The organism is Acidovorax sp. HMWF018 (genome assembly GCF_003061035.1).
Lineage (GTDB): Bacteria > Pseudomonadota > Gammaproteobacteria > Burkholderiales > Burkholderiaceae_C > Acidovorax > Acidovorax delafieldii.
This window is the reverse complement of record NZ_QAIM01000406.1, coordinates 11,196-26,601: the sequence shown is the minus strand read 5'-3', so window position 1 is coordinate 26,601 and position 15,406 is coordinate 11,196. Positions and strand designations below refer to the sequence as shown.

Below are 15,406 nucleotides of genomic sequence, written 5' to 3'. Positions count from 1 at the left end.
GAAACCCGCGTGAGGAGGAGAAGCCCCCTACCGATAATGGTGATGAAAAATAATCAATGAATGCCGGTGCCACGTTCGCCGGCCTTGTCACCATGTTGCGAGGGAGATGCCTGATGTTCCGTGCTTTTGTGTGCCTGCTGGCCGTGTGCGCCACCACCTTGGTTCATGCCCGCAATGAAGGCGTGACCGCCGATGAAATCCGGCTGGGTGCCTCGGTCGTGCTGTCGGGACCGCTCGGGCCGCAGACGGCGCAGTACGGCGAGGGCTCGCGACTGCTGTTCGACGCGGTGAACGCGCAGGGCGGGGTACATGGCCGCATGATCCGGTACACCACACTCGATGATGCTTTCGACCCGCAAAAGGCCGTGGAAAACACGCGCCAGCTGCTGGAGAACGACAAGGTGTTCATGATTTTCCATAGCACCGGTACGGCGCAGACAGCGGCCATCCTGCCGCTGATCAAGGAGCAGCGCACTGTGCTGTTTGGCCCCGTCACAGGTGCCTCGGTGTTCCGGGAGGCGTTCAATCCGTATGTGTTCCATGTGCGTGCGGGTTATGCGAATGAGGCCAGCAAGATCGTGTCGCAGCTGCGCCAGCAAGGCATCACCCGTGTGGCGGTGTTCTTTCAGGACGACGGCCTGGGCAAGACACTGGCAGGTGAGCTCAAGAAGGCTTCGGACGAGGAGAAGCTGCCCTTTGTGGCCGAGATCAAGGTGGACCCCAAGCAGCCCGACTTTGCCGCCGCCGCACAGGCGACCGAAAAAGCCCAACCCCAGGCTGTGATCGTGGCGACCGGCGGCACCACTTTCACGAGCTACATCAAGGCGGTACAGGCCACGGCGGCGCGTCCTGCCTACTACGGGTTCTCCGTGGCCAGCATGGACGTGATCCAGCGCGAACTCAGGGACAAGGCGCGGGGCATCATCCTGGCGCAGATCATGCCTTCGCTGCGCAACACCACTATCCCGGTGGTGGCCGAATATCTGAGCCTGCTGCGCGCCAAGTCGCCCGGCGCTCAACCCTCGGCTTCGCAGTTCGAAGGTTTTGTCCACGCACGCTTGCTGGTGGAAGGGCTACGCCGCACGGGGCGCAACCTGACTACCGAGTCGTTCTCCAAAACGATGGAGGACGCGGGTGAAATTGCTTTCGGTCGTTTCAGCGTGAAGTATTCGCCGCGCAACCACAATGGGTCGACCTATGTGGAGCTGGCTATCGTGGACGCGGAAGGCAGTCTGCGTTACTGAGGGTCTCCACGCCTCGCGCGGTGGGCGGACTCTTGTTCATCGAGCCCGCTGCAGGTGATGGCAGACCAGCGGGAGACAGTGCAGCTGTGCAAAAAATCCTCTAACGGAGGACAATAGCGGGTTTTGCTGTTCCATCCTCGGTCCAGTTCGTCTTGCTGCTTTGTGCAGCAGGCGAATCAGCGCGGAGGGAATCCGGATATCCAGCGGCGCGCTGTCCGCAGGGATTCAACACCTCGCCCTATGTCCTCGTCCACATCCCGCACACCCTTGATCGACATGATCAAGGGCATGGCTTGCGCCACCATCGTGTGGCACCACTTGGCCTTTTATGGCCCGATGTCCGACATCGCCCATCCCTTGGCTCCATCACTCATAGCGTGGCTATATGACTATGGGCGCATGGCGGTGCAGGTGTTTCTGGTGTTGGGTGGGTACCTGGCTGCTGCGAGCCTTGCGCCCCAGGGCTTTGCGCGTTTCGATCATGCGGGCACCGCCATTGCCAAACGCTTCGTGCGGCTGGTGGTGCCTTATGCCGTGGCGTTGATGCTGGCGGTGGTGGTCGCCGCCCTCGTGCGACCTTGGATGGAGCACCACTCCGTGCCCGACCAACCCACCTTGTCCCAACTGTTGGCGAACGCCTTGCTGCTGCAGGATATCGTGGGTGAAGGCGCTTTGTCGGCTGGCGTGTGGTACGTGGCCATCGACTTTCAACTCTTTGCGCTGACTGTGCTGATGCTGGCCGGTGTACGTGCGCTGCCTGTGCGCTGGGTACAGCACCATGCAGCGGCCTTGTCGCAGGGGCTGGTGCTGTTGGCGACTGCTGCCTCGCTATGGGTTTTCAACCGCATCGTGGGGTTGGACATGTGGGCGCTGTACTTTTTTGGTGCCTACGGCCTGGGCATGTTGGCCTACTGGGCGGTGCGGGCGCCGCAGGCGCAGGCATGGGTCTGCCTCATGGCGCTGCTGGTGGGGGCAGCGCTGGCGGTGGATTTCCGGGCACGCATTGCCGTGGCTGCGGTCACGGCCTTGTGCCTGGTGGTGGCCATGCGCTCTGCGCGCATGCGCAGCTTTTCCGGTGTGTCGCCGCTCGTAAAGCTCGGCCAGATGTCGTACTCGGTGTTTCTGGTGCACTTTGCCGTGTGCTTGCTTGTGAACGCGGTGGTCAGCCACCTCTGGCCTGCATCACCAGCGCTGAACGCCGTGGGCATTCTCCTGGCGTTTGGGCTGTCGCTGGCAGCTGGGCGTCTGTTGTATCTGCGAGTGGAGCGTCATGTGCCATCGTGGTCCACGGCCCTGCGCTGGCAACTGGGATTGGTGGGGGCCGGCATGCTGGTGGTCATTACCAGCAACTGGGCGTAGCCCCTAGGCTGGGACCGCAGGGGCGGGCCGACTGGGCTGTCTTTTTGAGCGCGCTATATCCTTCAGCTCAGTGCAGTGCTATCGCAAAAGCTTGCGTTCCCGCCGTTTGCGCTGCTTGTCCAGAAACCACGCCATGAAGGGCAGCAGCAGCATCGAGCCGGGGATCACCCAGATAAAAAGATAAGGGCTGACCGAAGACGCGGACCGCATCACATCCCGCAGGTGGGCTCGTTCCTCGGCACTCCAGGTGCCCTGGCGGCGCTGCTGCACCAGCCAGACCACCGAGCCTTTCATGGTGGCCATCTCGCGGCGCAAGCGGCTCTTTTCCCGGCTGTTGCCCGCGAGAAAAGAACAAAACCACTCCGGCGCGCGCTCCATGCGGCGCTGGAATGCCAGGGTTGAATCCGGGTCAAACTTATCGTCGGTGCTAGGAGTTTCGGCGGAGTGGGGGACCATAGTGACTATCGTTTCTCTTCTGATACGAAATGTGCCGAATAAAGTTCTGACTTTCGGCTTCGATAGCTATCTGATATGGCAGCAGTTTAAAGGGCTGCCGCCTGCTTCAAAAGGCTTTCGCAAGATGGAAGGTGAGACCTGAAATGGCTCCTAGCGGGGGCGAAGACGATCAGCCGCAGCCGCGAGTTCAAGCTCGGAGCGATCAGTTTGGCCACGGAGCGCGTGGTGACCGTGGCGGTACAGTAGCAGGGCTAGCCCTGTGTGCTGAAAGATGGAGCAACTTATGTGCTAGCAAGCGCCTCGCGTCCGCCCCACGCGCTAGGGCTCGCCTGAGGATTGATACGAGGGGGCCGACAAAGTGAGGGAGCGCCAGTTCTAGGGAGATGCACTTAACCAGCAGTGAGTGGCCGAACTCCCCTTTAGCTTAAACGTAGAAGGCTGGCTGTGCATCTGACAGAGGTACTGGATCCAGACTCGCATCGCGTCGTGGGCGGGCGGATGCAAGAGAGCGTGTTCTACAGCTCGTGGTGGACGCGCCGGTGATGGCGGTCTTACAGTAGGGAAAACCGGTGGCACTGCTGCGTTACTCAGGTAAGGGCACTAGGTACACGAACTTCCACCTCCAGTAGCTGCTGCGTGAGCCCGGCGTCGCCGTTAGCATGAGCCGTGCGAACGAGGTCTCGGTTACCTCAGCGACGGAGAGTTTCTTCAGTGCAATGAAGCCAAGCGCATCGCTGTGGTGCATCGCAGCAGAGAGCATGCTCGGGCTGCCGTGTTCGCTTACATCGACCGGTTCTATAGTCTGAGTCGCCTGCGTACTATGCTTGGCCGCGTTCACACCACAAGGTTTGGGCAAGCGCAAAAAGCTAACGTTGGCGTCAACGAGACCGGCTGCCGCCCAAGGTGTGATATCGAGTTCAGCCGCTAGGTCACAAAAGTGATGGACGGTGGTGTTGGCCCTCTTAGCGGGAGTGACGCAGTGATCGGCGTTGCGATAATCTGACTATGACTACAGATGCCCCAGTTTCAATTGGCAGACGATCAACAGGCTTTACGTTGATCGAGTTGCTGGTCTCCCTGGCTTTGGCTGCGATTTTGGGTAGCCTCGCTGCCCCTGCTGTGCGGGATTTCATAGTGCGCAGCAAACTGACCAACCTGAGTGCCGAATTCACTGGAAGTGTGCTGAAGGCCCGTAATGAAGCTGTCAATCGCAACACATGCGTGACGATGTGCATGAGTAGTAGTGCTGGAGATGCTGCTCCAGCTTGCACTACAACTGGCACAGATTGGCAAGTAGGTTGGATAGCATTTCTGAACCCCACTTGCGATAGCGGGGCTAATTCTCCCACTGATTCTATTAATATGCTTCTGGCGCGTCCAAGTATGGGGAGCGATTTTTATCTGCAAACTCAAAATAACAGAAAAAAAATCACATTTAATGCAAGGGGTTCGCCTGGATTAAGTAGTGCGGGGCAATTTGACATCGTTTATCAAAATGTTAGCAATCCTCTGAATGATAAGTACTCTGTCAATATTTGTATGGATGGTTTGGGTCGGACCCGTACTATTCCCTACAGTCAGACATGTGCAGGTTACAACTAGTATTTTTATGACTAAATACGGATGTGCGATGCGGCGCGAAAAAAAATTCTCGTTCAATAAGGGGGTGACCCTGATTGAAATGATGGTTGCCGTGCTTGTATTGTCTATTGGCTTGTTGGGTATTGCGGGCTTACAAGCGGCAACTTCAAAGTACAAGATAAACACGTGGTCCCGTTCGTCTGCCTCTTTGCTGTTGTCCGATCTGTCTGAGCGCGTTCGTATAAATCCTGATGCTGCGGGGACAAGTTTTGCAGGCGAAGGCGTAACAACTGTCTCGGAATATTTGCTGGCTGATGACTGGGCAACTCAACAGGCCTCGGGGTTGACTATCACCACAAATTGTGAAACCACGGCTTGTACTACCTCGCAGCGCGCCACGTACGATTTGTTGATTTGGAGACAGCGAGTGCGAGACAGCATGCCTCAAGGGGCAGCCCTCGTATCGGGTGATCGTCGAAATGGTTTGGACGTGACGATGATGTGGTTTGATAAAGAGCAGGTCGATGATCCGAATAGCGCCACGGCGGCACTTGTTACCGCCCCGGTATGCAGCGGCTCTGAAACGGGAATGGCCCAGCAAACTTGCTGTCCGGCTGCCGCATCTGCTCCTGCAGGAGTCCGTTGTGCCCGATTTACTTTTGTTCCGTGACATATGAACAAGCTAAAAGACTCTCAGCGCGGGCTTACGATAATTGAATTGCTCGTAGCTATGGCAATCAGCCTGGTGATTGTCATTGCAGCTGCGTACATGTATCTCGCCTCTCGCGAATCTCAGCGAGCCATCGATAGGACTAGTGGTAGCCGAGAGACCGGAGTGTTTGTAATGCAAATGTTGGGGCGGGAAATCATGAATGCTGGATTCTATCCTGCAACCTCGCTCCCGATTGCTCCTGATGCGACTCAGCAGGGTATGTACGATACGTATCCACCGCTTCCTGCAGACCCTAGAGTCGCAACAGATTGGCAAAATCCAGCTACAAGTTGGCCTCCAGTAGCGTTTCAAACGGGAGTTTATGGCTGTGACGGTGGCCAATTGGACGTGGCGACCAGTGCGTGTCCTGCGACTGTAGCTACGGCTGCAGACACTATAGTAATCAATTACTTTACCTCAGATACTGCCGAAATGGGTAAGAGCACGGGCAGGCGTTCGGATTGCACGGGTGCTGACGTCGCTCCTGCCGGGACTGGTGGCGATCCCAGCAATGATGAGAGAAAGAAAAATTCGGGTGGCGTACCACCAACGACAGTTGATGAAAAAATACCACCGCGATTGCCTGTGTTCGTGTCCAATCGTTTTACGTTGAGCAGCGTAAAAATTTCTGTTGATCAAAATGATGTAAACACAAAAAGTTTGGCGTGCAGTGGTAACGGCAAGAGCCCGCATGGTACTGCGGATGCAACGGCCTATCAGCCAATTGTGCCTGGGTTGGAAGATCTGCAGTTCACCTATGGGGTATATGCGTCTGGGGATAATTTAACCCCTTCGCGTTACTACACCGCGACGGAGATAAATGCGCTTTCACCCGTAACTATTAATGGTGTGAGTCTGACTGGTTGGCAGCGTGTGACTGCGGTCCGTGTCTGCATTCTGACGCGCACAGTAGGTGGTAATACCAAGATTTCTGAAAAAACAGGTTCTGAACGCACTTATCGAGACTGCGGCGACACTGCAAAAAATCAGCCAGTTGGGGATACGATAATTCGCTATGTAGAGGTTTTTGGGTTGCGCAATAATCTCAAACAATACTACTGAGGCGCAAATGATGCAACATGCAGCAAGAAAAACGCTTTCAGGCGGACTGCGAGATCACTCTCCACATTCTAAAGAGCAGAACGGTGTTGCTTTGGTTGTGGTTCTGCTTTTCTTAGTGGCGATTACTGGTATCAGTGTATGGACCGCTCGGCAGTCCATGCTTGCCGAAGGCATGGCTCGAAATCAAATGGATCAAGAGGCCGCCCGTCAGGCTGCTGAATCTGCATTGAGGGATGCCGAGAGAGATATTGACAATGCACCCTTGGGGGTTTTGATGACTAATGCGTCTTGCCAGCGAAACACTGCAACCACTGATGCCGATGGTCTCAATCCCAGCAGTTTCACCAGCGATTGTGCGCAAGGCCTTTGTCTGAAAGATGATGCGAGTTATGCGCTGAGTGATTGGAGTACTGCAACGTCAACGAACACCTCAGTGGCAGAGCCTTGGTGGCCTACCGGCAAGGGCGGGCTGTGGAATGATGATGAGAGTACCAAGCCCGGGCGCACCCCTGTGAGCAGCTCCAATTGTGCGACTTTTACTGGCGGTGTGCCTTTGGGTACTTACACCGGAGTGCCAGCCATCCGCGGAGTGGCCAAGCAGCCTGAATATTTGATTGAAGTCTTTCAGCGCAAGCATGTTCGAATTAATCTTGAGGAAACTCAGGTAACGTCGACCGGTGAAAAAGCCAACCAATGGTCTACCATGTACCGTATCACTGCCAGAGGATTTGGTTACTCTCAGAGAACACAAGTCGTGCTGCAATCGGTTTTCTTTCCATAATGTAGAAAAATGCGATTTATCGTATCTGATCTAATTTGATAGAGGTGAGTTGTGAAATATTCAAATTTTTCTAGATTAGGATTTTTGGCTGTTGGACTTGCTGGTATAGCTTGCGCGTTTGCGACGCCTGTTCAAGTTTCCACGCCGCAGAACATTATTCCTCCGAATATAGTTACTGCTTCCAATAAGCCCATGATCATGCTCACGGCATCTAAAGATCATTTGCTTTTTGGGCCAGTGTACACAGATTTTGAGGATCTGGACGGTGATGGCGTTATTGATACTACATTCAAGCCCACGTTTCGGTACTATGGATACTTTGATTCGACAAAATGTTATTCGTACGATGCTACGAGCAATCAATTTAATCCTGCCGCAACGGCCGTCCAGACTTCTGTGACTGTTGGATCAGTCACATCTACTAAATATAGTTGTTCTTCTTCGCAATCCCACTGGGCTGGTAATTTTTTGAATTGGGTCACTATGACCCGGTTGGATACCGTCCGGAAGATGCTATACGGCGGATTTCGATCGACGGATACAAATGGCTCCACCGTTTTGATGGGCTCACGGCTGGTGTGGGACGCCCATTCGTTTGTGAAGTATTATAAAGAAGCAGATATTCGTGATTACACGCCTTTCAGCCAGGCAGACCTCATTAAGACTACCGGGCCAAATGCCAACGTCTATGCGGGTTTGAGTATTTGTGTGACTGGTAGCAGTGAAGATCCGAAGGCGTCAGTGCCTGTCATGCGCTTGGTGAAGGGAAACGTGCGCTTCTGGTCGACAGTTGAGATTCAGTTGTGCCGGTGGCGTGGTAGCCCAGACAACTATACCCAAGGTACCTTTGGCCCAAAGCTCGCCCGATTTTACTCCGATGCTGACAAGGGTAACGGTGGTGTAAATCACGAGATAACCATTCCATCGCGTAGTACCGATGGAGCTACATATTCTGGTATTGGTCCAGATTTGAATGTGCGGGTCAAGGTGTGTGATCCCGCGCTTCTTGGCGAAGAGCGTTGCCAAGCCTTCCCGCCGACATCCACTACGAACTACAAACCTTATGGGTTGCTTCAGGAATTTGGTTATCCTCAAAATAGCGGGGATGCTGCGCGGGTAGAATTTGGATTAATTACCGGAAGTTATGATAGAAAAAATACTTCTGGTGCATTGAGAAAAAATATTCGTGATCTCGAAGATGAAATAAATCGCAGTACGGGTGTTTTCTGCCATAGCGCCTCTTCTGGGTGCTCTGCCACCCTGTCTGACGGGAGAACTACTGGCGTTGGTGCCATCAAAGCATTTGATTCGATTGTCTTGTATGGGCGAACCTCGGGTAATAGCTATGGCTCTGGTAACACTCCAAGTGCTTCTGGCGAAACAAATCTGCCGGCATGGGGCAATCCTATTGGGGAAATGATCGTACAGGCTCTCCAATATTACGCTTACGATGGGTCGACACCCACGCCAACCAATCCATCATCCAGCACGGCAGATTCGAGCGTTGGAATGCCTGTTGCGACTTGGAGTGATCCTTTTGCAACCTCTACGGCGAGAGCTAAATACGGGAATAATATTTGTCGACCACTGAATATTCTTGCCTTTTCTTCCAGTGCATTGAGCTTTGATGGCCAGGCTGGCACTCCCTTCACTACTCTGCCCAGTTCCAGTGCAGGTCTTGATTCATTTGTAAACAAAATTGGCGATGCTGAGGGAATTACTGGTACCCTTAGATCCGTCGGATCCGTTTCCGGCAAGGGGTTAACTGCTGCTGATGATCAGAACTCTTGTGCCGCTAAAACGGTCGGCCAGCTGGCGAACGTGAATGGTATTTGCCCAGAAGCGCCTGCCATGGGGGGGACATATCAAGTGGCAGGGGCTGCGCTTTATGGTAATACGACGAAAATTCGCTCTCCTGCCACCCCTCCTGCTGACCTGAATAAGGTCGAAAATGCCCTCAAAGTTAAAACGATGGCGGCTTCCCTTTCTGGTGGTGCTCCCCGCATTGACGTGCCAGTGCCTGGTACCAATCCCAAGAAATACGTATATATCACTCCGGAAAGCGTACAAGGCGGGGGCAAGGTTAGCGCCCCTCTAACATTTGCATCCATCAGCTCTGGTCCAACCTATGGAGCCTTCATTGTTACCTGGAACGATATCTTGATGGGGGGGGACTATGATATGGATATTACTGGATTTCTCCGCTATGACTTGATTGCTAATGCGTCATCCCCATCGGGTTGGGATATTAAAATAACAACTGATATTCCTGGGGTCTGTGGGGGGGCTGCCGGCACACACGGTTTTAGTGTGATCGGTGTTCAGAAGAATGGAGCAAATGCCAATGGCAGATACCTTACCCACCAGCATGGAGGTGGCAGCTCCACGTTTAGTTTGTTGTCCGGAATGCCCTCTACGTCAGAATATTTGTGCGGGGATACGGCCTATCAGAACACCATTCTGACGGGAACTACGAAATACAAAGATACTGTTTGTAGTGTCACGGGCAATGGTGCCACGGGCGATCCAACAATACCGACTCTGGCTAATTACTGCACTGTAAAAAATGCGGATTATTTGGTTGGTATGACTTTCAACATGGTTGGAGAGACGGATGCGCTTATTAAAGATCCCCTCTGGTACGCCGGAAAATATGGCTCTTTCAAGTCCAGCACGAAGAATTCTGATGGAACTTACAGCGATGTGCTGATGCCGTCTACCCAAGATACGTGGGATAGCGTGCGCGCTGACGGAAGTATCGGGTCTGATGGTGTTCCAGATGGATACTTTCTCGCTAGAAGGCCCGAGCTGCTTGAAGCGCAGTTGCGTTACGCGCTTGACGCCGCAGCGAAAAATTCAAACGCTGCACCAGCTATATCTTCGGCACAATTGGTGGCGAATGGTTATAAATACGTAGTTAAGTTTGATAGTGCGACTGTCACGGGAGCCTTGGAAGCATACAGAGTGGATTCTGATGGGGAGTTTGCAGCTTCGCCGACTTGGGAGGCCGGGGCACTCCTTGCTGTCCGTGCGAGCTCTAACGGAGGTAGCACAAGAGCCATCATTACTAACAGTGGGAACGGTGCCACTGCAGGCAGTGCTTTCCGCTGGGCATCTCTGCCGACCGCTTATCAGACAGAAATGACTACTGCCAGTACCAATCCGCTTAGTGCTACCAACGCGCAGCTGGCACTGAACTACATTCGAGGAGATCAGTCCCTCGAGGGGCCAAATGGTTTAAGGCAGCGCGTTGGCGGGTTGCTGGGGCCAGTGGTTAACGGAACCCCATGGATTCAAAGCGCGCCCAGCGCTACTTTGCCGGGGATGACCGCAGATGGTTATGCAACCTTTTTCAATACGCACAAGGGTCGCGATAAGCTGCTTTGGGTAGCTGCTAATGATGGCATGTTGCATGCCTTCAATCCGACGACAGGTGCCGAAGTTTTTGCTTATGTTCCGGGCGCACTTGCGAACCGGCTTGCTGAAATACCTCTGCAACGGGGTACTACTGCTCGTACAAAGTTAAGTGGTTCTGATTTTGTACTATCCGCATCAGTAGAAAATAGACCTACCGGCACAGTTTGGCCGTATGTGGATGGAAATCCTTTCGCCGCTGACGTTAAGGTTGGTAGTGATTGGAAAACATATGTGTTTGGTACTCTGGGTCGTGGAGGGCGTGGGGTATTCGCCTTGGATTCGACCGTGGTCGCGAACTTGACAGAGTCGAACGCGGCTAGCATTTTTAAATGGCAGTTTACTTCGGATGATGATAGTGACTTGGGCTACATCACCGGGGACGTATCTATTCACTCGGCTTCTAATCAGGCGTTGCCTGTTGTGAAATTGAACAACGGAAAATATGCTCTGCTTCTTGGTAATGGTAATAAGTCGTCCTCTGGCAAGTCTGTATTGTTTATCTTGTATATGGAGGGGCCAAACGGTTCGAGTTGGACTGGGCGCTATAAAAAGATAGTTGCCGATACCGGTGCCGGAAATGGGCTTTCTGCGCCTCGATGGGAGGATATCGATGGCAATGGTACTGCTGATGTGGTTTATGCAGGGGATTTGAAGGGTAATCTTTGGAAATTTGATATTTCGGATGCTAATCCAAATAACTGGGGCGTGGCTTTCGGCGGGGCTCCTCTGTATATCGCTACCTATACTAACGCTCTTAATCAAGTGATTCCGTTGCCTATCACCACGTCTCCGCAAATTCTGTACATGGCGAAGGGCGGGTTTATGGTGAATTTTGCTACTGGCAATGCGTTTGAAACGGGTGATTTCCCGAGCATTGGTGTGATTCAGCGCGTATACGGAATATGGGATAGGCCGGGAATGGGTGGGTCAGGGCGAGCCTTGCCGCGGGGGTTGACAACTTTGGCGGCTCGGTCTTACACCCGCGACTCTAATGGTGTTGTTGTGGTCGATTCGGGCGCAGTGCTGGATTGGTCAACCAAGGATGGTTGGTATTTCAACTTGCCAGGGACCTCTGAGGCCGTGCTTTCAGATCCCTCGCTCGATGCGGGTGTCATGACTTTTGTCGCCGTCAGACCAAAATCGACAACCGATGAGTGCTCTTCTACTCCGAACGCGGCTTTGTATACCGTTGACCCAATTTCAGGGCGGGCCGAGCGCAATACTCAAGGAACGATTACTATTTCATCCGTCAAAGTGGTGATTGCTGCAAAGGAAATCGGAGATCAAAAGGTAAAAGTGGTGAATGATAGAACCAAAAAGCCTTTCACCAAGGTTTGCAAAGCAGGCGAACCAGGCTGTACTTGCGTCGGAAGCACTTGCACCAAGGATGCGCCTATTTGTGCTGCAGGACAGCGTGCTAAACGTGTAACAGGTCGAAGTGCGGATGCTGTTTTGTGTACTAGCTCATCTCCTCGACTCCAATGGCGCGAGGTTCCCGGTTTAAGGACTGACCAATGAAATCCAAATATTCTGTTCGGGGTTTTACACTCATTGAACTGATGATTGTTGTGGCCATTATTGCTGTGTTAGCGTCAGTTGCTTATCCTTCTTATAAAGAATATGTGGCGCGATCGAGGCGTGCAGAGGCCAGAGCTGTGCTGGTTGCTGCGCAGCAATGGATGGAGAGGTTCTACACTGAGAACTTTCGATATGACAAGAACAGTGCTGGTGTAGCCGTAACTGATGCAACGCAATTTCCATCGCGATTCAGCGTCTCCCCTATGCCTGGGCAGGGTTCGCCTATGTACGATATTGCAGTTGTTGTGACAAATAACGTCCGAGATGTTTATTCTGTGACGGCTACTCGTAAATCTGGAACTGCTATGGCGTCAGATCGTTGTGGTAATTTTTCTATTGACCACTTAGGGCGTAAAGATTTGTCAAATTATTCTGGATTTTCAAACAAGGCCGCCGCCCTTGAGGCCTGTTGGAAATGAATTTGTCGCCACACAATTGGTAATGGTTCGCGCCCGTCAGTTTTGTTTAACTACATTTGATTTTGTTTTTTAGGTTTCTGAATTGGCTGCTAGATTTTTAATCTGGCAAACTAAACTCCAATGCTGTTGCAACTAACAAGGTACGCTCGTTGACTGATGTCTGGCGGTCTTTCCGCATGGTTCTGTCTTGAAATCAGGCACTCCCTGCCTCAAGTTCAGTGCAATTCGGAGGATATAGACCATGCGTCTCGACAAATTCACCACCAAATTCCAGGAGGCCCTGAGTGATGCCCAAAGCATCGCGCTGGGTAACGACCACGCCTACATCGAGCCGGTACACGTGCTGCAGGCTATGCTGCAACAGGACGATGGCCCCAAGGCGTTGCTGCAGCGTGCGGGCGCCAATGTGCCAGGCCTGCTGGCGGCTGCAGAGGCAGCCGTCAAGCGCCTGCCCCAGGTGCAAGGCAACGACCAGGTACAAGGCGGCCCCGAGCTAGGGCGTGTGCTCCAGGCCACCGAGAAAGAGGCCATCAAGCGCGGTGACCAGTTCATCGCCAGCGAGCTGTTTTTGCTCGCCGTGATCGACAGCAAGGGAGACGCAGCAAAAATCGCCAAGGACAACGGCCTCACGCGCAAGAGCCTGGAGGCTGCCATCGACGCCGTGCGCGGCGGGCAGAAGATGAACAGCGCAGAGGCCGAAGGCCAGCGCGGTGCGCTGGCCAAGTACTGCCTGGATCTCACCGAGCGCGCTCGCCTTGGCAAGCTGGACCCGGTGATTGGCCGCGACGACGAAATCCGCCGTGCCATCCAGGTGCTGCAGCGCCGCACCAAGAACAACCCCGTGCTGATCGGCGAACCCGGCGTAGGCAAGACCGCCATCGTAGAAGGCCTGGCCCAGCGCATTGTGGCGGGCGAAGTACCCGAGAGCCTCAAGGGCAAGCGCGTGCTCAGCCTCGACATGGCCGCGTTGCTTGCGGGTGCCAAGTTCCGTGGCGAGTTTGAAGAGCGCCTGAAAAGCGTGCTCAACGAACTGGCCAAGGACGAAGGTCAGACCATCGTCTTTATCGACGAGCTGCATACCATGGTGGGCGCGGGCAAGGGCGAGGGCGCGATGGACGCGGGCAACATGCTCAAGCCCGCGCTGGCGCGTGGCGAGCTGCACTGCGTTGGGGCCACCACACTCGACGAATACCGCAAGTACATCGAAAAGGATGCGGCCCTGGAGCGGCGCTTCCAGAAGATCCTGGTCGGCGAGCCCACCGTGGAGGCGACCATTGCTATCCTCCGCGGCTTGCAGGAGAAATATGAGGTCCACCACGGCGTGGACATTACCGACCCGGCGATCGTCGCTGCGGCCGAGCTGAGCAATCGCTACATCACGGATCGCTTCCTGCCGGACAAGGCGATCGACTTGATCGATGAGGCAGCTTCCAAGATCAAGATCGAGATGGACTCCAAGCCTGAGGTGATGGATAAGCTCGACCGCCGCCTGATTCAGCTGCAGATCGAGCGCGAAGCGGTGCGCCGCGAGAAGGACGAGTCCTCGCAAAAGCGCTTTGCGCTCATCGAGGAAGAGATCACCAAGCTGCAAAAGGAAATCGCCGACTACGACGAGATCTGGCAGTCTGAAAAGGCCCAGGCGCAAGGTAGCGCTCATGTGCGCGAGGCCATCGACAAGCTCAAGTTCCAGATCGAGGAATTCACTCGCAAAGGCGACTTCAACAAGGTGGCCGAGCTGCAATACGGCAAGCTGCCTGAGCTGGAAAAGCAGTTGAAGGAAGCCCAAGCGCAAGAGGCTGGCAAGGACGGCGCGCCCGCCACGCGCCGCCTGCTGCGCACGCAGGTGGGCGCCGAGGAAATCGCTGAAGTGGTGAGTCGCGCTACGGGCATTCCCGTGGCCAAGATGATGCAGGGCGAAAAAGACAAGCTCCTGCAGATGGAGTCCAAGTTGCACGAGCGTGTGGTGGGCCAGCAAGAGGCGATTGCCGCAGTGGCCAATGCGATTCGCCGTTCGCGCTCGGGGCTGAGTGACCCCAATCGGCCCACTGGATCGTTCCTGTTCCTCGGCCCCACGGGCGTGGGCAAGACCGAGCTGTGCAAGGCGCTCGCGGGTTTCCTGTTTGACAGCGAAGACCACTTGATCCGCGTCGACATGAGCGAGTTCATGGAGAAACACTCGGTGGCCCGTCTGATCGGTGCGCCGCCCGGCTACGTGGGCTACGAGGAGGGAGGCTACCTGACCGAGGCCGTGCGCCGCAAGCCCTACAGCGTGCTGCTGCTCGACGAGGTGGAGAAGGCCCACCCCGACGTCTTCAACGTGTTGCTGCAGGTGCTGGACGACGGCCGCCTGACCGACGGCCAGGGCCGCACCGTGGACTTCAAGAACACGGTGATCGTGATGACGAGCAACATCGGCTCGCATCTGATCCAGGCCATGGTGGGGCAGGATTCGGAAGACATCAAGGAAGCCGTCTGGGGTGAACTCAAGAACCACTTCCGGCCTGAGTTCCTGAATCGCATTGATGAGACCGTGGTGTTCCATGCGCTGGATGCCCAGCACATTGCCTCGATCGCCGAGATCCAGCTGCAGCTGTTGCAATCCCGGTTGGCGAAGATGGATTTGGAGTTGCAGGTGTCCGACGCTGCCTTGGCAGAATTGGCCAAGGTGGGGTTCGACCCCGTGTTTGGTGCGCGGCCGCTCAAGCGGGCGATTCAGCAGCGCATAGAGAATCCGCTGTCCAAGCTGTTGCTGGAAGGGCGATTCCCGCCCAAGAGTGTGATTCCGGTCACCGTCAAC

Annotated in this window: 11 protein-coding genes; 10 read left to right on the top strand and 1 reads right to left on the bottom strand. The window is 54.6% G+C overall.

What is annotated here, in order from left to right; all coding sequences use genetic code 11:
- Positions 1 to 113: 113 nt before the first annotated feature.
- Both DBR23_RS16555 and DBR23_RS16550 read left to right on the top strand, forming a co-directional pair.
- The gene (locus DBR23_RS16555) at positions 114 to 1,244 is read left to right on the top strand and encodes an ABC transporter substrate-binding protein (RefSeq protein ID WP_108498993.1); all 1,131 of its coding nucleotides are present in this window, start codon (positions 114 to 116) and stop codon (positions 1,242 to 1,244) included.
- Positions 1,245 to 1,484: 240 nt separating this feature from the next.
- Positions 1,485 to 2,603 carry an acyltransferase gene (locus DBR23_RS16550; RefSeq protein ID WP_108498969.1) on the top strand — a complete coding sequence of 373 codons (1,119 nt, stop codon included), beginning with the start codon at positions 1,485 to 1,487 and terminating at the stop codon, positions 2,601 to 2,603.
- Between the two features lie 78 nt (positions 2,604 to 2,681).
- Here DBR23_RS16550 and DBR23_RS30855 read toward each other — a convergent pair whose 3' ends face one another.
- Positions 2,682 to 2,897: a hypothetical protein gene (locus DBR23_RS30855; protein ID WP_233250507.1), complete on the bottom strand. Its 216-nt coding sequence runs from the start codon at positions 2,895 to 2,897 to the stop codon at positions 2,682 to 2,684.
- Between DBR23_RS30855 and DBR23_RS30850 the strand changes: the two genes are divergently transcribed.
- The 8 genes from DBR23_RS30850 to clpB all read left to right on the top strand — a co-directional run.
- A complete protein-coding gene (locus DBR23_RS30850; RefSeq protein ID WP_233250506.1) occupies positions 2,896 to 3,201 on the top strand; it encodes a hypothetical protein in 306 nt (101 codons plus the stop codon). The genes DBR23_RS30855 and DBR23_RS30850 overlap by 2 nt on opposite strands.
- An 863-nt stretch (positions 3,202 to 4,064) precedes the next feature.
- Positions 4,065 to 4,661 (top strand): GspH/FimT family pseudopilin, encoded by a 597-nt coding sequence (locus DBR23_RS16535; RefSeq protein WP_233250505.1) that lies wholly within the window; start codon positions 4,065 to 4,067, stop codon positions 4,659 to 4,661.
- A 7-nt stretch (positions 4,662 to 4,668) separates the two neighbouring features.
- Positions 4,669 to 5,310: a type IV pilus modification protein PilV gene (pilV, locus tag DBR23_RS16530; protein ID WP_233250504.1), complete on the top strand. Its 642-nt coding sequence runs from the start codon at positions 4,669 to 4,671 to the stop codon at positions 5,308 to 5,310.
- Positions 5,311 to 5,313: 3 nt separating this feature from the next.
- On the top strand, positions 5,314 to 6,414 hold the full coding sequence (locus DBR23_RS16525; RefSeq protein ID WP_108498964.1) for a PilW family protein: 1,101 nt from the start codon (positions 5,314 to 5,316) through the stop codon (positions 6,412 to 6,414).
- Between the two features lie 7 nt (positions 6,415 to 6,421).
- Positions 6,422 to 7,195, top strand: coding sequence for a PilX N-terminal domain-containing pilus assembly protein (locus DBR23_RS16520; RefSeq protein WP_233250503.1), 774 nt, complete (start codon positions 6,422 to 6,424; stop codon positions 7,193 to 7,195).
- 192 nt (positions 7,196 to 7,387) lie between these two features.
- Positions 7,388 to 12,130: a pilus assembly protein gene (locus DBR23_RS16515; protein ID WP_108498991.1), complete on the top strand. Its 4,743-nt coding sequence runs from the start codon at positions 7,388 to 7,390 to the stop codon at positions 12,128 to 12,130.
- Complete coding sequence (locus DBR23_RS16510) at positions 12,127 to 12,609, top strand: type IV pilin protein (protein WP_108498963.1); 483 nt, start codon at positions 12,127 to 12,129, stop codon at positions 12,607 to 12,609. Before DBR23_RS16515 ends, DBR23_RS16510 begins: the two co-directional genes overlap by 4 nt.
- Positions 12,610 to 12,850: 241 nt before the next feature.
- Positions 12,851 to 15,406 (top strand): ATP-dependent chaperone ClpB (clpB, locus tag DBR23_RS16505; RefSeq protein ID WP_233250502.1); only part of this gene is annotated, 2,556 nt, incomplete at its 3' end.